Origin of the sequence: Woronichinia naegeliana WA131, assembly GCA_025370055.1 — a bacterium.
Taxonomy (GTDB): Bacteria; Cyanobacteriota; Cyanobacteriia; order Cyanobacteriales; family Microcystaceae; genus Woronichinia; species Woronichinia naegeliana.
In genome coordinates this window covers 6824989-6845713 of sequence record CP073041.1, presented here as the reverse complement: position 1 = coordinate 6845713, position 20725 = coordinate 6824989, and the positions used below count along the sequence as shown (strand labels likewise).

General features: G+C 43.0%; 14 protein-coding genes and 1 pseudogene. 6 read left to right on the top strand and 9 right to left on the bottom strand.

Features of this window, described 5'->3' with window-relative positions; genetic code table 11:
- Positions 1–141 precede the first annotated feature (141 nt).
- From KA717_34860 to KA717_34835, 6 genes are all read right to left on the bottom strand, one after another.
- Positions 142–786 (bottom strand): Uma2 family endonuclease, encoded by a 645-nt coding sequence (locus KA717_34860; protein ID UXE60641.1) that lies wholly within the window; start codon positions 784–786, stop codon positions 142–144.
- 57 nt (positions 787–843) lie between these two features.
- Entirely contained in the window at positions 844–1158 is a 315-nt protein-coding gene (locus tag KA717_34855) for a hypothetical protein (protein UXE60640.1), read from the bottom strand.
- A 116-nt stretch (positions 1159–1274) separates the two neighbouring features.
- Positions 1275–2135: an IS5 family transposase gene (locus tag KA717_34850; GenBank protein ID UXE60639.1), complete on the bottom strand. Its 861-nt coding sequence runs from the start codon at positions 2133–2135 to the stop codon at positions 1275–1277.
- A 113-nt stretch (positions 2136–2248) separates the two neighbouring features.
- Complete coding sequence (locus KA717_34845; protein ID UXE60638.1) at positions 2249–3976, bottom strand: succinate dehydrogenase/fumarate reductase flavoprotein subunit; 1728 nt, start codon at positions 3974–3976, stop codon at positions 2249–2251.
- A 173-nt stretch (positions 3977–4149) separates the two neighbouring features.
- The gene (locus KA717_34840; GenBank protein UXE60637.1) at positions 4150–4617 is read right to left on the bottom strand and encodes a DUF3782 domain-containing protein; all 468 of its coding nucleotides are present in this window, start codon (positions 4615–4617) and stop codon (positions 4150–4152) included.
- 200 nt (positions 4618–4817) lie between these two features.
- Positions 4818–5018: a hypothetical protein gene (locus tag KA717_34835; GenBank protein ID UXE60636.1), complete on the bottom strand. Its 201-nt coding sequence runs from the start codon at positions 5016–5018 to the stop codon at positions 4818–4820.
- A gap of 196 nt (positions 5019–5214) precedes the next feature.
- Here KA717_34835 and KA717_34830 point away from each other — a divergent pair, with 196 nt between their 5' ends.
- Entirely contained in the window at positions 5215–6621 is a 1407-nt protein-coding gene (locus KA717_34830; protein ID UXE60635.1) for an FAD-dependent oxidoreductase, read from the top strand.
- 166 nt (positions 6622–6787) lie between these two features.
- Here the strand turns inward: KA717_34830 and KA717_34825 are convergent, their stop codons facing one another.
- A complete protein-coding gene (locus tag KA717_34825) occupies positions 6788–9736 on the bottom strand; it encodes a GUN4 domain-containing protein (protein ID UXE60634.1) in 2949 nt (982 codons plus the stop codon).
- A gap of 430 nt (positions 9737–10166) precedes the next feature.
- On the opposite strand from KA717_34825, the gene hpnH reads away from it, so the two are divergent.
- From hpnH to KA717_34805, 4 genes are all read left to right on the top strand, one after another.
- Complete coding sequence (gene hpnH, locus KA717_34820; GenBank protein UXE60633.1) at positions 10167–11183, top strand: adenosyl-hopene transferase HpnH; 1017 nt, start codon at positions 10167–10169, stop codon at positions 11181–11183.
- 142 nt (positions 11184–11325) lie between these two features.
- Positions 11326–12483 (top strand): glycosyltransferase family 4 protein, encoded by a 1158-nt coding sequence (locus KA717_34815; GenBank protein ID UXE60632.1) that lies wholly within the window; start codon positions 11326–11328, stop codon positions 12481–12483.
- Positions 12484–12485: 2 nt separating this feature from the next.
- Positions 12486–13832, top strand: coding sequence for a TrkH family potassium uptake protein (locus KA717_34810; GenBank protein ID UXE60631.1), 1347 nt, complete (start codon positions 12486–12488; stop codon positions 13830–13832).
- A gap of 15 nt (positions 13833–13847) precedes the next feature.
- Positions 13848–14537, top strand: coding sequence for a TrkA family potassium uptake protein (locus KA717_34805; protein UXE60630.1), 690 nt, complete (start codon positions 13848–13850; stop codon positions 14535–14537).
- Positions 14538–14858: 321 nt separating this feature from the next.
- Here the strand turns inward: KA717_34805 and KA717_34800 are convergent, their stop codons facing one another.
- The gene (locus tag KA717_34800; GenBank protein ID UXE60629.1) at positions 14859–16388 is read right to left on the bottom strand and encodes a YifB family Mg chelatase-like AAA ATPase; all 1530 of its coding nucleotides are present in this window, start codon (positions 16386–16388) and stop codon (positions 14859–14861) included.
- A 14-nt stretch (positions 16389–16402) separates the two neighbouring features.
- Positions 16403–18289 carry a DNA-directed RNA polymerase subunit gamma gene (rpoC1, locus tag KA717_34795; protein ID UXE60628.1) on the bottom strand — a complete coding sequence of 629 codons (1887 nt, stop codon included), beginning with the start codon at positions 18287–18289 and terminating at the stop codon, positions 16403–16405.
- Between the two features lie 1126 nt (positions 18290–19415).
- Here rpoC1 and KA717_34790 point away from each other — a divergent pair.
- A pseudogene (locus tag KA717_34790) lies at positions 19416–20484 on the top strand (IS4 family transposase).
- Positions 20485–20725: the final 241 nt, after the last annotated feature.

The following is a 20725-nucleotide window of genomic DNA, read 5'->3' as shown; positions in this document are numbered from 1 at the left end:
TGGGATCAGTACTTTTCTGCATAACTTTTGTCAGTCAATCAGGGGAGCATCTCACTCATGCAATTAAGTAATTATACTTATGTCCGAAAAGCGTTGGATTCATGGGTATATTTTGGGACGGCGATCGCTTCTATCATAAAATTAAACTCCCGTTCCTGCCTGAAAAATTTGATTTGCCGTTAAATTCAAATCAGGAAATATCCGAGAAACAATCTTATCATCTCCTTGAAAATTTGTAACCTGAAATTCCCCATCGATTAACTGGTGAATTAAAATCGTCGGTTGCTTCGGATCGCCAATAAAACGCCGTCCTCCTAACCCCAAGTAATCCACAATCCAATACTCATTAATGCCAATTTCCTCATAATCTCTAAGCTTCGTTAAATAATCCACCCGCCAATTACTACGAACCACCTCAATCACCAAAGGAATAGACTCTCCTTGACTCACCGTTGAAGCCTTTTCCCATAACGGCTCATTCACCAAATTGGGACGATTTAACACCAAAACATCAGGAGAATAGGCCGAAGACCGACTAAGAGATTTGATCAAAACGGTTTTAGGTATCCGATAGGATAATCCTAAACGTAAATACTCTACCATTACCTTTTCAGCTAAAAAATTAGTAACATCTTCATGTTTCCCTAACGGTTGAGGCATAGCAAAAATCACTCCATCATGTAATTCATAAAGATTATTATCGGGTTTCCATTGAACAAACTCCTCAAAAGTGACAGATTGAGATTTTGTTTGAGGCTCGGCTTCTTGGTAGATTGCTTGAGTCATCAATCACTCCGTAGATTAAATAAACCTTAATCATCATTATACAAGATTATATCGAATTTAGCCCAATCCATTAAACTCGTTCAGATATTTCTTAACCACCAGATGATTAATATAATGAGAAGTTTCTGCATTGAGCTTAATATTTTGTAACTTAAATTGGCTAATCAATAATCGAGTCATCTCACGATTAAAATATTCCTCCGCATTTAAAATACGGGTATTTTGACTGACTAAATTATCCGCATTTTCCTTAACCACAATCAAAACCTCACAAATCTTGCGCTTCGTTTGAGACAGTTTTCCCCACTCTAACAAACGTTTATGAACCCGCACAGACTTAAGGGAACCTCGAAAAAAAGATTTTGTTAACAAAAAGCTGGTCAAGGCAAATTACTTGACATACAGTAGCAACGGAAAATAGTTTTAAACAACTAAAAATGTGTTTCGTAACTTATATTTTCTAGCCTCATCGGACTTTATCCCTACGGTTAAGCACACTGACCCCCTAGCACACAGGACTCCTGTTTCTGCCAGAATACATAACGACTGAGGTTGTAAACCCAATTCTTGAGTCCGATGTGCGCCTTCACCCGCTCCAGTCCGATTCCTCTCATCAACTTTCCTCCCATACTCATTACCCAAGCCCCAAATACGTGTTCTACTTTTGCTCTGGTCTTCGATTTCTCCCGATTGCTGGCTATGGCTTCTTCAGTCAGTGGACGATTGCGATAAGCCCGCTCATGGATATGACTAATATGACCGAGGGCTTCCAATCCAGCCTCTATGTTCTCACTACGATAGGCACTATCTGCCCAAACCTCCCGCTCTTCATTGTCGGGGTCTAACACGGCTCCCAACTGTTGCGAGTCATGTACTGAGGCATCTGTCACACTGTAACGACGGATGAAACCATGCTCTTTGTCAATACTAATGTGATTTTTGTAGCCAAAGTAGCTCTTCCCATTTTTCTGTGTCCATCGGGCTGTGGCGTCCTTTTGTGCTAACTTTTGCGGCTTGTTCTGCCACTCCTCTGGGATTTCTCCCTTCTTTATTTTCTCATTCTCCTCTTTCCTATTCTGTTGAATAGCCACTGGTACCAGTGTTGCATCAATAATTTGTCCTCCCTTTGCTTCATACCCCGACTCCCGTAGAAATCTTTCAAATTCCTCAAACACAACTTCTATTAGACCTTCCGCTTGCAGTTTTTTCTCGAAGTTATCCACCGTCGTGGCATCGGGAATCTCGGCTTCCCCTTCTAGCCCTAAAAATCTTCTAAACGATGCTCGGTCATGAGCTTGATACTCTACTTCTTCATTGCTCAGGTTATAAAGAAATTTTAGCACTAGCATTTTCAGCAGGATTCTTTAACAGGGATTTTTAACAGCGATCGCCTTTGCCAAGGAGAAGCTAAGCTCGGATTTCCCCGCAGGAAGAATGACTAACCATTCCTGATCAATTTAAATTAATATTTACGCTCCTGGGGTTCAAAACGGTTGATCACCACCGGCATATAATCAATCTCAATGCCCGTCTCTGCATAGGCTGCTAGGGTGTGTTGTAAAAATTGACTATCATTGCGATCGGTAAAATCTTCCCTGGCATGGGAACCGCGACTTTCTTCTCGTTTTAGGGCTGAGGTTAAGATTAATTCCCCCACCACCATAATATTTTGCAATTCCAAAGCCTCAATTAATTCCGTATTCCAATAGGGTTGTTTATCATCTAAATAAATTTGGCTATACTTGGCTTTTAAGGCTTGAATCTGTTGTAACCCTTCCTCCATCAGCGATCGCGTTCGGAAGACTCCACAATGCTCAGTCATGCAATCTTGAAATTCTTCCCGTAATTGGTTAATCCGCAGCGAACCAGATTGCTCTAACAAGGCTTGTATAGTGGACTGGGCCTCGGAAAGATACTGTTGAGCATCAAAAGTAGGTAGGGAACGGGTTTTCACATATTCTGCTAAACTGCGCCCTGTGCGACGACCATAGACCACACATTCCAACAGGGAATTACTACCCAGACGATTGCCACCATGTACCGAAACACAAGCACATTCCCCCGCCGCAAAAAAGCCTTCTGTTAAACTCTGGGCATTACGTCGCACCCGACCATCGGTATTGACGGGAATTCCCCCCATACAATAATGTACGGTTGGCCGAACTGGCATGGGTTCATTGACAGCATCAATGCCTAACAAACGATGAGCCTCTTCCCAACAGAACGGGATACGGCTCATGATTTTTTCTCGGCCTAAGTGACGCAAATCCAAATAGATAAAGGGGCCACCGACACTACCATCCCAATTCACCCCTCGACCAGCGCGGATTTCCTTGGTAATGGCACGGGAGGTAATATCACGGGGAGCCAGTTCCATGCGACTAGGGGCATAGTCTTCCATGAAGCGTTTCCCTTCGCTATTGATTAAATAGGCTCCTTCTCCCCGTACTGCCTCGGAAATCAAAACTCCCACTGGGTATAATCCCGTTGGATGAAACTGCACAAATTCCATATCTTCTAGGGGAATTCCGGCGATCGCCGCCATCGATAAACCATCCCCTGTGGAAGCATAGTCGTTAGAAGTTGTATTATAAACGCGCCCATAGCCCCCTGTTGCAAACATAATAGCCTTAGCCCTAACCACTTCAATCACCCCCGATTGAATCTGGTACATAATCAATCCTTTTGCTTCCCCCTCCTCATAGATAAGCCGCATTACGTACCACTCATCATGGATAATGACACCATTGTGACGCAGATTATTGACTAATTCGTGCAGAATGGCATGACCAGTTTTATCCGCAGCATAGCAAGTTCGTTTAAAGGAATGACCTCCAAAGGCCCGTTGAGCAATCCTGCCATCCGGTAAGCGGGAAAACAGCACTCCCATGTGTTCTAAATCGATAATGACATCGGCTGCTTCTCTGGTCAGAATTTCTACTGCATCCTGATCGGCCAAATAATCCGAACCTTTGACCGTATCAAAGGCATGGGCTTCCCAAGTATCTTCTGCATCGACATTTTGGAGGGTTGCAGCGATGCCGCCCTGGGCCGCGACGGAATGGGAACGAATGGGATGGGTTTTAGCCACGAGGGAAACAGAGGTGTCAGGGTTCAGACGTTTGATTTCTAGAGCAGCGCGACAGCCAGCTAATCCACCACCGATAATAACGACATCGTATTCGAGCATTAGGATTTAGAACGATTTTTGAATTGGGCTTGAGGGTTATTCCTAATCGTGCCTGACAACGGGGCGAAAGGGCGGAATTTTAAGATATTTTTCCATTCTTCACTCTTTTTACTAGGTCAAATGTACTTTCCTTGGGGATGGTACTGGGGCGATCGCTTTTTTAACAAAAAGAATTACCAACACTTCGGTTGAAAATTGTCATTATTCAAAATTGTCACCGTTTCCCCTGATTGTGCCAACACAAATAAACCTTGACGATAGGCAAATTTAGCCGCTCCTTTCTCAATTTCGATCCCTGCAACGGCTCCATATAAATCTTTTTGAGCATATTCTGGAAAAAATAGTCGGAATTGACTTAGATCCTCAATAAATTCCTTAACATCTGTTACGCCCAACGTGCTTTTAACCTCCACAACTAAAACATGGACTTCATTTGTCACCAACACATCAATCTCTAAGGTTTTTTCTGCTAAATGTCGCTTCAAACGTTGAGCAACCTGATGAACAGGAATCCCTTTTTTTAAGAACAGCGTTTCACAAGCTGGAGCAACCATATTTTCTACAAATCGGCCCCATTTTCCTCCTAGATCGCCAATTTGCTTATTAACCTGGGCAATTTCTTTGTTGACTTTTAGACTCACAGTCTGTATTTCTTGGCTGACTTCGCGGATTCTGCGATCTGACTTTTCCCATTATCTTTTTATTTAAGCGATCACCTAATTTTCCCCTATCTCAAAGCCCTATTCTCTCGTTGTCTATCATCATTAAGTCTAGCTTGTTGGCAACAGCAAAGAGCTTGAAACCCTTATTCTGTCGTCGTTTTCAGACTTAACGGGAAAAGTCAGATTCTGCGATCTGTTTCCAGACCTTGCTCCTTTAGTAGTCGTTCAGTCTCCTTGAAACGTAGATCGTTTTCCTTGATTTGTTCCTGTAGAAGACGCTGAGTTTCCTGTTGCGAAGCCGTTAACTCTGCCTGGGACTCTGCCTGAGACACCGCCAATCTCTCCAAGATTTGCAATACATCCTCTACCGTTGTTGTCATAGTAAAAATCTCCCTTTATCTTTCTGTCCGTTATTCTAATCTACGCCATTACTCAATAATACCGTGAACCATCTCGGCAATCGCCCTCCCCTTTTGTAGAAGAATAATTTGATTAACAAAGTCTCTTTGTCTTGACTTTTAAATGCTGTTAAACTGCTAAAATTCGTTTTTACCTTCATCGAAAAAGTAAACTCTTATGATTAATCGTCGTAAATTTTTGACCTATGGCTCAGTCGGAACCATCGGAACTCTAGGCGCGATCGCCCTTCAGAATGGATTGCCTAGTTCTGCTAATACACCGACCTCAAATACCGTCCAAACGGCGGTAGCAACAAAACCCAAGGTGGTGGTTTTAGGTGCGGGGTTTTCGGGTTTAGCGGCGGCCCATCTTCTTTCTAAACAGGGAATAGATGTGACCGTACTGGAAGCTCGTTCTCGTATTGGTGGACGTGTGTTTTCCCACAAGATTGATGAGACAGATAACCTGGTAATTGAATTAGGTGCGGAATGGGTAGGTGCATCCCATAAACGATTAATTGAACTTTGTAAGGAACTCGGTTTAGAGCTAAAAAATAATCAGTTTAATACCCGTTTACTCTATAAGGGAGAGTATTTTGCTCCCGATAAATGGGATTATTCCAGAGCCTGGAAAAGTAAATTTGACAAAATTCTTAAAGCCTATCCTAATCTAAGTGAAGCCGACAAAGTGGAGTTGGATAAAATGGATTGGTGGCGTTACCTGGTTAATAATGGTATTGAGCAGCGAGATTTGGATATTAGGGAACTCCTCGACAGTACCGATTTTGGCGAAACAATTCGTAAAGTCTCTGCCTATGTTGCTTTGGCCGAATATGCAGAGTCTAGTGAAAAGAATGAGATGGACTACAAAATTAAAGGTGGCAACCATCAATTAGCTAAGGCACTCGCCGCTATTATTGGCAAAGATAAAATTCTGCTGAATCATCAAGTTGTTTCTATTGTTCAATCGGGTAAAACTGTCACAATTACCTGTGAAAATGGTTTCAAAATTGAAGCGGATCAAGTAATTTGTAGCCTACCGACTTTTGCGATTAGTCAAATCCGTTGGGAACCAATGTTACCGAAAGACAAACAGGAAGCGATTAATGCTTTACAGTATGCGCGGATTAATAAAAATGCCTTGCTTTATAATCAACGTTTTTGGCAAGATGAAAGTTTTGATCTAGCGACAGATGTTCTCCCCCATTACTTTTATCATGCGACCAAGAATCAGCCGTCGAAAAAAGGCGCGTTAATTTCATACACCATTGGGGATAAAGCTGATGTGATTGCCCGTCAAACCGATCAATGGAGAAGTAAGATGATTAGCGATGCGATTAAACCTGCTTTTGGTAACACAGAACCTTATTTATTAAAACAGGCCAGTTATTATTGGGGCAATGATCAATTTTCTAAGGGAGCCTATGCCATTTATGGTACGGGACAGTGGTTTACCCTTAAACCTGTGTTACAACGTAAGTTTGGTAATGTCTCTTTTGCGGGTGAACATATCGCCGATTGGCAAGGTTTTATGGAGGGTGCTTTGAATACGGGGGAAGAGGCCGCCCAGGGAATTTTAGCTTAACTAAAAGGCGATCGCCCTTTTATCTATTAAAAAATAAGGTGTTATTTTTGATAAGTTTTGCAGTTAGCAGGGGAATGTTTGTGGGAATTTTGAGGTTTGATCCCCCCAACCCCCCGTTCGGCTGAGCTCACGGCCGAAGCCTTGATAAGGGGGGCTTTTTTCTGGTTTAAAATTCTTCGATCTGTGATAGGCTACAGGTTACAAGTCGCTGCGCGAGAAAAGAGAAATCCCTTCCATAAACCAACCACTGACTTCCCCTTGTAGTTAATGGAAAAGGTAGGTGTGCGTGTTTACTACCCTTCCTCAAAAAAGTTAGCTCATCATAGCTCAACCAGTCTCCGCCCCTACGCCAACCCACTTGGTCAGCAAATTTTTTATACGCCTCATAATCATACTCCCCAGGGACACCACCGCAATCCATCCAGACTTTTTTCTGCACAGAAAAGCCAAATTTACCTTTGCTGTAATCTTCCCAGAGCTTATCAATCGTCCGTAACTCCCCATAGGGAAACTTTTCAATACTTTCTACATCTAGCCAGCCTTCATCTTCACGTTTGGCGATTAGCAACATTAACCGCGTCGTTTCCTCATTCGCTTCGCGCCATCGGCCATTTTTTAGAAATATTTCAAGTTGGTAATAGCGAGGATGTATCAAGTCATCACGAGAAAACAAAGCAATTCCCATAGATTTTCTTGCTCCTGCCCTCATATCTCTTCCTTTAGCAAGAAATAGGAAAGGATAATGTGCAAATAAATGATCAATTGAAAAAAGAATATCTTCATTTTCTTTTAACCATTCCTCTTTTTTCGTTGAAATATGCCAACCTACTTTTTCAGTAAATTTACTATAAATATTCCAATCATGCTCATTCGGAATTCCCCCATAGTCTAACCAGATTTGTTTTTGTGTTGAAAAGGAAAATTTACCATCACTAAAGTCAAACCAAAGCTTATCAATAGTTCGTAATTCATTACAAGGAAAGTTTTCAATATCCTGCATATCTAAATATTGATCAAGTTCTTTGCCCACTATTTGTAGCATTAGGCGGTCTGTTTCTTTGTCAGCCTCTTTCCATTGACCATTTTTCAAAAAAGTTTCCAATTGTTGATAAAGAGTATTTTGAACTAACCAATCAAGAGATCGGAATTGGATCTCGTTAGCATTCGTCATGTTAACAGTTATTGAATTAATATCATCGCCAGTTAATTCAAAATCAGTTGCTTTTTGAATTTGCTGCTCTAGACGAGAATCGATACGACGGTTAGCCGCCTTTAAGCATTTAAAACACTCATAGGCTAAATCCCTCGCGGCTTGTTCTTCAAATTCCAATAAATTCGTAATAAATTGAGTAGCATTTGCTAAACTAGCATACATTAAAATCGTATCTTTCCATTCTGTTTTTTGCCAATTTGCTAACAATAAACTTTCCTGATTTGCATCAATAATTTCACAGGCTGATAGATAACTTTGGAAATGACGATGGGCAAATTCATACTCATGGTCAACTTTGACTAAAAGTTCACTGACTTCTTCCATTTGTTTTAAAAATTCCGCACTTTCCACTGTCGAATCCAGAAAATCCAACCCTTTTTGCAATTGAGCTAATAATGAACGCTCCTCAATGCGACTGAGGGTTCCCTGCACCATAAATAAAGCGAGTTGCTGTAACACTCGTTGGCTATCTTGGAGGGGTAACAACAGATCAATTTTCTTTGCTAACGGGCGATCGCCGAGTTGGAGACGAATAATCGCTCGATAGAGATCAACCCTGCGATCGGGAAGACTCGCGCCATCATAACTCGCGTGTAAATTGACAATAATTGCCAACATCAGAGGATTTTTTGCTAAATCTTCTAATTCGGGACGACTGGTTAATTGCTGTAATAAATCTTGCGTTCTTCGATAGGCTTCCGTCGCAACCGCAGGATGATTAGGGTCAGCACTAAAATGTTTTTCGCGGCTGAGATACCAACATTGGATAAATCGTTCCCGTTGATCGGCATTTAAACCCTTGATATAAAAGGACAAATTGAACTTTAATTCGGGATCAAAATCTAAACGGTAAGCCGCAGGACGTGAGGTTAAAATAAACACTGCATTGGGATAGTCCCGCATCTGTTGACCGACCCACCGACTCACCAGAGAACGGGGTTTTTCTTCACCTTCTTTTCCCTGCTCTTTGACCTCATCAAACCCATCAAACATGACCAACATTCCATCCTTTTGACTGAGCCAATGTTTAGCCCAATTTGGTGGGAGTTTCACCTCTTTTCCGCCTGGCAAGTGGGGAAGATGGTATTTTTCAATTAAAGTCGGTAAATCAGGTTTTTCTTCGAGAATCACCTTCTGCCATTGCCGAAAATCTAATAAAACGGGCAATAATTTAGGAGCTTTGTAGGGAGGCTGACCATACAGTTTTTGGCAGTAAATATAGGTGATATGACGCAATAGGGTCGTTTTGCCGTAACCGCCCCAGGCTTGGATCACCATACTGCGATAGATGGATTCCTGGGGACTACGTTTCAAAATATCCCAAATCCTCAGTTGATCGGCGTTTTGGAGAAATTCCTGAATACTTTTTTGGGAAAACCCGCCAGGCATCGGTAAATCGTGACCATCGGGCGATCGCCAGGCAGTGCCACTTAATTCTAATGGTACAAAAACATCTTTTAATAACGGCTTAAAGGTACTTAAACCCTCCGTGCGAGAGAAATCAACCTCATTGCCCTGACAACGCAAATATTTATCTTCTGTTCCCGCCAATTGCCATTTTACGGACTGATCCAGCTTGTCTTGCCAATTGACTAAACTTTCTGCATCCTTATCTCCTCGACTTTCATAAAGCGTCTGTAATTTTGCGAGAAAACCCTTGCTATAGGCGGCCCAAGCCACTGCTAAACCTGTTAGGGGAAAGGTAATCAGAGCTTGCATGATTTGGGAATCTTTAATAAAGGAAACCAATAACCAGCCGCTACTGCCCAAAGGAAACCACTGAATTAGGGTGATAGTCGCGGTATTCAGCCATTTTTGTGTCTTAGCTTGAGCAGGAAGAGCGATCACATCCTCTTCTTTTTCAGACTTAGTTTCTTCCTTTTTAGCTTCTTCTTCTGGCATAACCGTCAACTCTAATTTTTCCCTATTGTACCGATTTTAGCGAAAAATACAAGATTACGATCAAAACCCATTGTCAGCCAAGCGCGATCGCACTTTTGCACTTTTAAATCATCAATAATTAAGACAGCGATCAAGCTAGAATCGTAGTGTTGTTGGTATCACACCCTCCCCTAGAAATACTAAGACAGATCAAAAACTCTCTTGTTAAAATACCAAAATGAAGACAAACAGCACAGCAAAAATAAATTCAGAACGATTTTGCGTCGTTTCAGCGATTCACCAAATTGTCAAGAATTGTAAAGTCCTCTTGGTGTAAGATTTTCAGAGCTATCAAGTTTTGAATTTGGAATTGCTGCAAACAGCAGGTCTAGCGGTGCGATCGCGTTAAAGCGACTATAATGGCGAGAAATATTGTGGTGAGAGGCGTTAAATGGCTGTTTCGTTAAAGCAGGCCCTAGTGGTTGGCAGTTATATTGTGGCCCAACGTTTAAAGGGACGCAAGCGGTTTCCCCTAGTGTTAATGTTAGAACCGCTATTTCGCTGTAATCTAGCTTGTCAGGGCTGTGGCAAAATTCAACACCCGACAGAAATTCTGAAACAAAATTTGTCCCCAGAAGCCTGTTTTGCGGCAGTAGAGGAATGTGGTGTTCCCGTTGTTTCCATTCCTGGGGGAGAGCCGTTACTACATCCTCAGATTGATGAAATTGTGCGGGGACTGGTCGCCCGTAAGAAGTTCATTTATCTTTGTACTAATGCGATCCTCTTGGAAAAAAGTCTGGATAAATTTGAGCCTTCGCCCTACCTAACCTTTAGTGTGCATCTAGATGGCCTACGGGAAGAACACGATCGCTGTGTTGATCGAGAAGGAATATTTGATAAGGCGATCGCGGCCATTAAAGTGGCCAAGGCCAAAGGATTTCGGGTGACAACCAATACTACCGTTTTTCAAGGGGCCAAGCCGGCAGACGTACAGCAATTTTTCGATTTTCTGCAAACCCTGGGCATCGATGGCATGATGATTTCCCCTGGTTATAGCTATGAATGGGCCCCCGATCAAGAACATTTTCTACAACGGGAACAGACCCGCGCCCTCTTCCGAGACATTCTAGCTCCCTGGAGAACAGGACAAAAACCATGGAATTTTAACCATAATCCCCTCTTTTTAGATTTTCTGATGGGAGATAGGGATTATGAATGTACCCCTTGGGGGAGCCCTAGCTATAGCGTTCTCGGTTGGCAAAAGCCCTGTTATCTGCTCAATGAAGGTTACTATCAGAGTTTTCAGGAATTACTCGATCAAACCGATTGGGATAATTATGGCCATACCAGTGGCAATCCGAAATGCGCGGACTGTATGGTTCACTGTGGCTATGAACCGACGGCGGCGATCGATGCCCTTAAACCCGCCAATATGGGTCGGGCCATGAGTAGTCTCTTAAGTGCTTAAATAAGTGCTTAAACCGACAATACCGCGATCGCTATCGGAAGCCAGGGAGAATGAGATGGTTTCTGGTAGCGATTTTGCCCTAAGATGAGCAATTATTCAATCAACCCAAATAATTAGTCAATTTTAACTTGCGGTTAACTCAATGCACATTGCTTGGTTGGGGAAAAAATCTCCATTTTGCGGAAATGTAACCTATGGTCGGGAAGTAACCAATGCGTTATTAGACCGAGGACATCGGGTTAGTTTTTTACATTTTGCCCAGGAAGATTCCGGTGATACGGATTGGCCAGATTGTCCAGAAGTATTACTGCCTTTTCTTTTCAAATCCACTATTTATACCATTCCTACCCCTAAATCCAGTAAGGTTCTAACGGAATCATTACAAAAACTCAAGCCTGATTTGGTTCACGCTTCCCTAACTCTGTCTCCCCTCGATTTTCGTTTACCGGAAATTTGTGAAGAACTGGAAATTCCTCTGATAGCGACATTTCATCCACCCTTTGATAGTAAACTTCGCAATCTTTCTTCTAGTACTCAATTTTTAACCTATCAACTCTATGCTCCTTTTCTAGCTCAATACGATAAAGTTATTGTTTTTTCCCATCTGCAACGCAATCTATTAGTTAAACTGGGTGTACCTCGACGGAAATTAATTATTATTCCCAATGGTGTTGATATTGATAAATATTCTCCAGGCTTCTCTGAGATTAAAAACCAATATCAGGCTAAACGCTTATTTGTCTATCTCGGCAGAATCGCCCCCGAAAAAAATATTGAATCCCTCTTGAAAGCCTGGAAAGCGTCTGATCTGGGAAATGATTGTAAGCTCTTGATCGTCGGTGATGGCCTACTTAAATCTACCTTGCAACCTTCCTATGGCATCGAACAGGGAATTCACTGGCTAGGCTTTATTGCCGATGAGGATACTCGCATTCAAATTTTGCGGGGGGCTGATGCTTTCATTTTACCCTCCCTTGTCGAAGGCCTTTCCCTATCTCTGTTAGAGGCAATGGCCTGTGGAACCGCTTGTCTGGCTACCGATGCCGGGGCTGACGGTGAAGTCCTAGAATCTGGAGCCGGTGTCATTTTGAGCACCCAGGGTGTCACCACTCAATTAAAAACCCTTTTACCTCTATTCCGAGATCATCCTGAAATCACGGAATTACTGGGACGGAAAGCCAGAGAACGAGTCCTAGAACGTTATACTTTTACGGAAAATATTAATTGCCTGGAAAAACTTTATACCGATATTCTTGCCCAAACTCATACTTCCCTAACCCTTAATCATTTGATTTCCTAGAGATGACGATTTCTCGAACCATTTGCCTCGGTTTCCTGGCAGTAATTGGACTAGGAACTTTGCTTTTAATGATGCCCTTTTCTCTTACCGATGGCACCTGGGGCAGTTTTTTAACGGCACTTTTTATGTCCACTTCCGCCGTTTGTGTGACGGGTTTAGCAGTCGTTGATCCCAATAGTTACTTTTCCTTTTGGGGAGAGTTAATTTTATTGCTATTGGTTCAGGTTGGAGGACTCGGTTATATGACGGTAACGACTTTTTTAATGCTGTTGATTGGCCGAAGGTTTGATCTTCAGCAGAAGTTTGCGATTCAAGAATCTTTTGATCGACCCTTTTTGCAGGGCAGTCGTAATTTAGTCAAGTCAATTATTGCCACTACCCTGATTTTTGAATTGACAGGAGCTTTTTTTCTCACCTATAAATTTGCTCAAAGCTATAATTTAGGGGAATCTCTCTGGCTGGGAATTTTTCATAGTGTTAGTGCTTTTAATAATGCTGGTTTTAGTCTTTTTAAAGATAACTTAATGGGTTACTATGATTCCCTAATCGTCAATTTGGTGATTACCGGACTGATCATTTTTGGTGGCATTGGCTATCAGGTAATTATTGAATTATATCTCTGGCTAACTAACCTTAAATTTGGCAAAGGCCGACGCTTTAATTTTTCCCTTAATTTTAAAGTGGTGATCCGCTCTACCCTAATTTTACTGGTCTTGGGGATGATCGCTTTCCTGTTTATCGAATATAAAAATCCCGAAACGATCGCCGATTTTAATGGGAAGGATAAATTATTAGCGGCTTGGTTTCAGTCCGTCACCACTCGCACCGCCGGATTTAATACCATTGACAATGGTAAACTAGAAATTAATGCTCTCTTGATGACCATGTTGTTAATGTTTATCGGGGCCAGTCCTAGCGGAACGGGAGGAGGAATTAAAACCACTACCTTAAGTATTTTAGCGGTCTGCACTCGTTCTGTCCTACGGGGTAATGAAGAAGTAATTATTTACCGTCGTACTATTCCTATGCCCCTAATTCTCAAGGCGATCGCGGTTGTTTTTGGCTCGGCCATGACCGTGATTATTGCCACCAGCTTAATTGCCTTTGTTGAAACTAGACTCCCTTCCGCTCTAGATACGATCGCTATTCTATTTGAAGTGGTTTCTGCCTTTGGAACGGTTGGTTTATCGATGGGAATTACCGCCAGTTTATCTGCCTTTTCCCAGTTCGTCATCATTGCGACCATGTATATTGGTCGGGTTGGTGTTATTTTATTAATGGCAGCGATTTTGGGAGATCCTCGTCCCAGTATGATCAAATATCCAGAAGAGAATTTGTTAATCGGTTAATTAACACTTAAGTGAATGAAAACTAAAACTCTTTTTAATCTTCTTCGTCAAGTTAACCGTCAATTTGCGGTGATTGGTCTAGGCCGTTTTGGTAGAGCCGTTTGTGACACTTTACATCAGAATGGCTATGAAGTGCTAGGTATTGATCAAGATGAAAAATTAGTGGCTGAAGCATTAGCAGCGAGGGTAGTTAGTAATGCTATCTGTTTAGATTCTACTGATGTTAATGCGCTGAAAGAGGCTGGAATATTTGAATTTGAAACGGTAATTGTGGCCGTGGGAAATTACCTCAAAGAGAGTATTATTACCGTGCTCAATTTGAAGGAAGGCGGTGTTAAATATGTGGTTGCCAAAGTGTCTTCCGAAACCCACGAGAAAATTCTTAAACGTTTAGGGGCTGATTTAATTGTTTTCCCAGAACAGGATGCCGGTCGAGATTTAGCCTATCGTCTCACCAAGCCTTCTATTGTGGATCGTTTTCAACTCGATCCCGAAAATAGCATTGTTGAAGTGATGGTTCCTGATCAGTTTTGTAATAAAACCCTAGCTGAATTAAATATTCGTCAACATTATGGCGTGAGTATTTTAGCGATCGGGAATGAAGAGAAATTTAAAATTAATCCTATGCCGACAGAAAGACTTTATAGAGGTATGATTATGGTGTTAATTGGACTGAATGATGATATTCACCGCTTAATTGATTAATGCTATAGCATTTTTCTTGCTGTAAAATTTTCGTTGATTACATCTGACGCGAGCTCGAAAGCCCTATCGTACCGTTTCACAGGATAATCTATCAACGAATTATTTACAGGTAGGGAGATTTTCCAGAAAAAATAACATTGATGTCATCCTCATATACTGTGTCTTATTATACATCTTCTACCGCATAGCCAGAAGAACCTAAAAGTTTTTCGTCTTTATTTTGTGAATTCTAGCTTAATCACTTCTTAATCTTTTAACTCGTTTTTGTTGTTCTTTCTTATATTATCTCCTCTTTTTTAAATTCACAACCTATGACCGTACTTAGTTAAAACGGTCTAGGGTGCGATATTGGATTGCTTCAGCTAGATGATGACTTTGGATTGGGTCAGATTGAGCCAGATCAGCGATCGTCCGCGATACTTTTAAAATTCGATCCATTGCCCTAGCCGATAGTCCTAATTTACGAATGGCTCCTTCTAATAGGCTACGACTAGCATCATCCAAGGGACAAAATTGGCGCAGATGATTAGCCTGCATTTCTGCATTACAGACAATTTTCCCCTGAGCTTGAAAACGTTTTTGGGCGCGATCGCGGGCTTGGTTGACCCGTTCTAGAACGGATTGGGAGGTTTCGCCCTGACTTTGTTGGGTCATTTCTTCAGGTTTCAGTCGATTAACCGCCACCTGTAGATCAATGCGATCCATTAAGGGGCCAGATAACTTAGCCCAATACATCTCCCGTTGACGAGGCGAACAGGAACAGGCTTGAATAGGATCACCAAAATAGCCACAGGGACAGGGATTTGTACTCGCAACCAGGGTAAATTGAGCCGGAAAAATGACCGATTGACGAGTACGAGAAATGGTAACGAAGCCATCTTCTAGGGGTTGACGTAAAAATTCCAAGACATTGCGCTTAAATTCGGTTAGTTCATCTAGGAACAAAATGCCACGATGGGCAAGGGAGATTTCACCTGGTCGCGGAAAACTGCCACCACCCACAAGAGAAGGGCCAGAGGCGGAATGGTGGGGACTGCGAAAGGGACGGGCTTGGATTAGGGAACCCCGTTCTTTTAATAATCCGGCCACCGAATGAATCTGAGACACTTCTAGGGCTTCATCGAAGGCCAAAGGCGGCAAAATACTGGGCAAACGTCGGGCCAGCATGGTCTTGCCACTGCCAGGCGGCCCTACAAAAATCAAGTTATGACCTCCGGCCGCCGCAATTTCTAAGGCTCTGCGGGCATGATTTTGACCCTTGACATCCTTGAGATCCGCTAACAGTAAAGGCGATCGCCGAAATTCAGTTAACGCATCTTTTTGCACAGGCTGATGTTGGTTTGGCTCTGCCAAAAACTGGGCTACTTCCCCGATATGTTTGAATCCATAAACTTCAATGCCCTTAACCACTGCCGCTTCCTGGGCATTATCAACGGGAACCACAATGCCCTTTAACCCTAACTTCTGGGCTGTAGCGGCGATCGGCAACACTCCAGCCACAGATCGCAAACTACCATCTAAAGACATTTCTCCCAGAAACATAAAGTCCCCTAACAATTGGGGATCAATCTGTTCTGAAGCCGCTAAAATGCCCACACCGATGGGCAAATCAAAACTAGGGCCTTCCTTACGAAGATCGGCAGGGGTTAAATTCACCACGATTTTACGCACTGGAAAAGCAAACCCCGCATTTTTGAGGGCCGCCTTAACCCGTTCGCGGGATTCTTGAACAGCCGTATCAGGAAGACCGACCACCGTAATCGAAGGCAATCCTCCCGATACATCCACTTCTACCCCTACCTTGACAGCCTCAATGCCAATCAGAGAAGCACTCCAAACCCTTGCTAACATCGCTTTCTGGCCAATTAAACCATAACCGCTAAGGCTTCGTGAATCGTTTTATTGTAGATAATCCGTCCCGGCGTGGTGTAAATATACTGGGCAAGTAATTCTCCCGTAGCCGTTTCCCTTGTTTTCCGTTCGCGATAGTACTTCATAACGCTACCATCTTCTAGGGTTTCTGTTTTTATCACCTCATTATCTGGTTTTTCAGTGACGACATCGGTCTCCTTATGGCGAACCCAAATGGCGGCATGGAGGGATAACTGTCCCTGATCATAGGCTTTGAGCACATCTTCAAGATTGGCAAAGTAGCGTCCTTCTCCCAACTGGGTCTTAGGATTGGTGGCAGTGAGATAGTAACAGCCTAAAACCATATCCTGGGAAGGAGCCACAATGGGCCGTCCCGTAGCTGGAGAAAGCACATTATGACAAGCCAGCATCAGTAATCGAGCTTCTGCCTGGGATTCTAAGGACAGAGGAACGTGTACCGCCATTTGATCTCCGTCAAAGTCAGCGTTAAAGGCGGGACAAACCAGGGGATGAAGTTGAATGGCTCGACCTTCTACCAGAATTGGCTCAAAGGCTTGAATCCCCAAACGGTGAAGGGTTGGCGCACGGTTCAGCATGATGGGATGGCCCGTGATCACTTCGTCTAACACCGACCAGACTTGAGGATCGTTACGCAAAATTAATTTTTTGGCGGCCTTAATGTTATTGACAATATTGAGTTTAATCAAACGGTTAATAACAAAGGGTTGGAATAGCTCGATCGCCATTTCCCTGGGCAGACCACACTGATAAATTTTTAAGTTTGGCCCAACGACGATGACGGAACGTCCCGAATAGTCAACCCGCTTACCCAGAAGGTTTTGACGGAAACGACCCTGTTTTCCTTCGATAATATCCGACAGCGATTTCAGGGGACGGTTATTGGCTCCGACGACGGTACGACCCCGACGACCATTATCAATTAGGGCATCCACCGCTTCTTGCAGCATCCGTTTTTCGTTACGGACAATGATTTCAGGGGCCAAAATTTCCTGTAAGCGGGCTAGACGGTTATTGCGGTTGATCACTCGTCGATAGAGATCATTGAGGTCAGAGGTGGCAAACCGACCCCCATCTAATTGCACCATCGGGCGTAAATCGGGGGGGATAACAGGAATCACACTGAGTACCATCCATTCCGGTAGGGAATTGGTGGCGATAAAGTTATCGATTACCCGCAAGCGTTTAATGAGCTTGGCCCGTTTTTGACCCTTACTGGCTAGAATTTCTTCCCGCAAACGTTCTGCTTCTTCTTCTAGGGCCAGTTCTTCCAATAACCGTTGAATAGCTTCGGCTCCAATACCGACCTCGATGCCAGAGAGTTCAGAATCTTCAGCGTAGATCTGGTCTTCGATTTCGACCCATTGATCTCCCGTCAGTAATTGTTTGTATTGCAGATTACTGGCGTTGCCTGGATTGAGAACCACGTAGGCATTAAAATAAACGATCTGTTCCACATCCCGTAAAGGCATATCCAACAGAATGCTGAGATAACTGGGAATACCTTTGAGATACCAAACGTGGGTGACGGGGGCTGCTAATTTGATAAAGCCCATACGATGACGACGTACCCGCGACTCCGTGACTTCCACACCACAACGTTCGCAGACAATGCCCCGATGTCTGACGCGCTTATATTTTCCACACCAACATTCCCAGTCTTTCGAGGGGCCAAAAATCTTTTCACAAAACAGACCATCCATTTCCGGCTTGAGGGTGCGGTAGTTGATGGTTTCTGGTTTGGTTACTTCACCGACCAGCATTCCGTTGGGTAGGGTTCTTTCTCCCCATTGACGAATTCTTTCAGGAGAAGCGATCGCAATTTTTACGTAGTCAAAGCGGGGTTCGATTTGGGCTTTCATAAGAAAAGATGGGAGTTTGGAAATTCAGCGTCTTCAGACCTGAGAGGAAAAACGCAGATCGGGAATTTATTCCCCATAAAGGGGGAGACAGGAAGAGGTACAGTTCCTATCTCGCTTCTCAGCCGAAGTCCGCCTATCCTGTACGACGTAAGGTTCGCTTCGCCAAGGTTATCTGAGCTTGTTAGGTCAACTACACTGTCTTACCCCTCGTAAAACTGTTTAATAGTTGACGATAGAGCCACAAACTAGCGACGCATTCGTGGGTATCTTGACTCAGATAACGTAGTCCTCGAAGGACTTAGGCTGGTCAGCTAACTTCAGTTACAGGCAAGAGAGCCGCCTTCACTTCAGTGCGGGGTGCTGACTCTGTGCGTAGCAATAAGGTCGGATTAAGGCAGTTTTGTCGCTCTTAGTCTGCTAATAGAACTATGTCTAGGCTTTAGCAGTCACAGTTTGAGGATTATAAGGGTACAGTCTGACAATTATAGCGTAAGATACGGGTTTGGGGGAAGGAAAAATTCATAGGAACATTTGGTTATCCCTGATCACAATGTTAATTTTAGCGAAAACATATTTTAGTAGATAGGAACTAGTCTTGTTGTGCGTTAGATTTTTTATCAAAAATTTCTAGAAGTTAGGATTCATATCTAAAGACTGCCAGACAAACCGAGAACACCATATCTAGTGTCCTCTTTTTATGTTAGAAGACTCTAACGACTAGAAACTGTAAGAATTTGACTTTTCTTGATAATATTTCACTTTTCTTGACAATCAAGCTAGACTTAATATAAGGATATAAGGAGCTTGACAACTACAGGGAAAGTAGATGTCTCGATTCCATAAGTCGTTGATTATTTAAATCGTCATTTTAAGGAAACAGACTATGTTCGTTGGAAAGCTAAAAGACGGAACAGAAGTGCAGTTCCCGTTAGAGGAATTAGAAGAATTTTTTGAGAAACATGGCAATAACATAAAGCCTCAGCCCAAGCCTTCGGGAAAGCGGCGTGTCCTTCCTGTAAAGGTTTAAACTAGCAGTATATGATTACAGTCTAAGTACAGGACAAAAGGCTTGAAAAGTATACGAGAAAGGGGTTTCATGGAAGATGAACGTAATGTAAGAAAACCCATGAACCAATATAACGCATTGAAACAAGCCCTAAAACCCCATTTGGGATGGCATGGTGCCAGACTCTCCTTCCTAGCCTTGTTCTTACTCGCCCTCCTCAAAGTGAAAACGGTTAACCTTAAAGAATTGGCTCTGGGTTTTGAAGGTCGGGCATTGGTGGATTCTCATTACAAACGCTTACAACGCTTTTTCTCAGGATTTGAGCTGGATTACCATCACATTGCCCGTATTGTAGTCAGTTGGCTGGATATCCCTCAACCTTGGGTATTAAGTATTGACCGCACAACCTGGGAGTTTGGCAGTCATGGTTATAATATCCTCACTGTCGGCATTGTCCATGAAGGAGTAGCCATTCCCATCTTGTGGTGGATGCTTAGCAAGAAAAAGGGCAATTCTAACAGTGATGAACGAATGCGTTTTATCGAGGAGATGCTCAAGATTTTTCCCACCGCCCTGATTCGTTGTTTATGTGGCGACCGTGAGTTTATTGGTCAGGCTTGGCTTCGCTATCTTCTGCTCGAACCGCTACTGGCTTTCTGTCTGAGAATTCGGGCTACGGACAAGATTGAGCACAATGGCAAGCTTTTGGCCGCCAAAGTCATTTTTGCCCATCTTGCAAAAGAGTGAATCTCAACGTCTTCAAGGGAGTTGTCGGGTTTGGGGATATCCTGTTTCTGTAGAGGCTCTTCGCTTGCCTGATAATTCTCTACTCATCGTCATTGGACATCCCGATTCCCAAGGTCTTATTCACGATTATGCCCTGCGTTGGGGCATTGAAACCCTTTTTGGCATCTTTAAGACTCGTGGCTTTTGCTTGGAATCTACTCACTTTACTGACCCCAAGCGTCTTCGTAAGCTTTTGGCTTTACTGACTTTAGCTTTGGCTTGGTCTCTCAAAACTGGTCTAGCAATTCATCATCTTCATCCCATTCCCCTCAAGAAACATGGTCGCCTAGCGCAGAGTCTTTTTCGTCTTGGTTTTGACCATCTTCGTCATCTTGTTCTTAATCCTTCTCTACCCAATTTTTCTCTTTTTCTCGACTCCCTACATTTTTTGTCCTGTACTTAGGATTACAGTAGTGTCCTTCGTACTGGAAACATATTCACCGCGATCAAGTTTTTCCTCTGTTTCCGCTACATACGCAGAACAGTTTCTAAATATTTTGTATTCCGTATTGGGGTCATCCTTGGTAGATGGTTCGTAGGGGTGTTCCGTACCTAGATCAGCGTAAACAGGGAAAGGTTTTTTGCGTATTATTTCTCCGTACACATACCCACCACTAACAGCACTATCGAATTCTTCACGCAAG

Bases quoted from the DNA above. Each gene is read 5' to 3' on its own strand.
- KA717_34815 (UXE60632.1), top strand. From the start codon at position 11,326: ATGCACATTGCTTGGTTGGGGAAAAAATCTCCATTTTGCGGAAATGTA.
- KA717_34845 (UXE60638.1), bottom strand. From the start codon at position 3,976: ATGCTCGAATACGATGTCGTTATTATCGGTGGTGGATTAGCTGGCTGT.
- rpoC1 (UXE60628.1), bottom strand. From the start codon at position 18,289: ATGAAAGCCCAAATCGAACCCCGCTTTGACTACGTAAAAATTGCGATC.
- KA717_34850 (UXE60639.1), bottom strand. From the start codon at position 2,135: ATGCTAGTGCTAAAATTTCTTTATAACCTGAGCAATGAAGAAGTAGAG.
- KA717_34835 (UXE60636.1), bottom strand. From the start codon at position 5,018: ATGACAACAACGGTAGAGGATGTATTGCAAATCTTGGAGAGATTGGCG.
- KA717_34830 (UXE60635.1), top strand. From the start codon at position 5,215: ATGATTAATCGTCGTAAATTTTTGACCTATGGCTCAGTCGGAACCATC.
- KA717_34810 (UXE60631.1), top strand. From the start codon at position 12,486: ATGACGATTTCTCGAACCATTTGCCTCGGTTTCCTGGCAGTAATTGGA.
- KA717_34825 (UXE60634.1), bottom strand. From the start codon at position 9,736: ATGCCAGAAGAAGAAGCTAAAAAGGAAGAAACTAAGTCTGAAAAAGAA.
- KA717_34860 (UXE60641.1), bottom strand. From the start codon at position 786: ATGACTCAAGCAATCTACCAAGAAGCCGAGCCTCAAACAAAATCTCAA.
- KA717_34805 (UXE60630.1), top strand. From the start codon at position 13,848: ATGAAAACTAAAACTCTTTTTAATCTTCTTCGTCAAGTTAACCGTCAA.
- hpnH (UXE60633.1), top strand. From the start codon at position 10,167: ATGGCTGTTTCGTTAAAGCAGGCCCTAGTGGTTGGCAGTTATATTGTG.
- KA717_34800 (UXE60629.1), bottom strand. From the start codon at position 16,388: ATGTTAGCAAGGGTTTGGAGTGCTTCTCTGATTGGCATTGAGGCTGTC.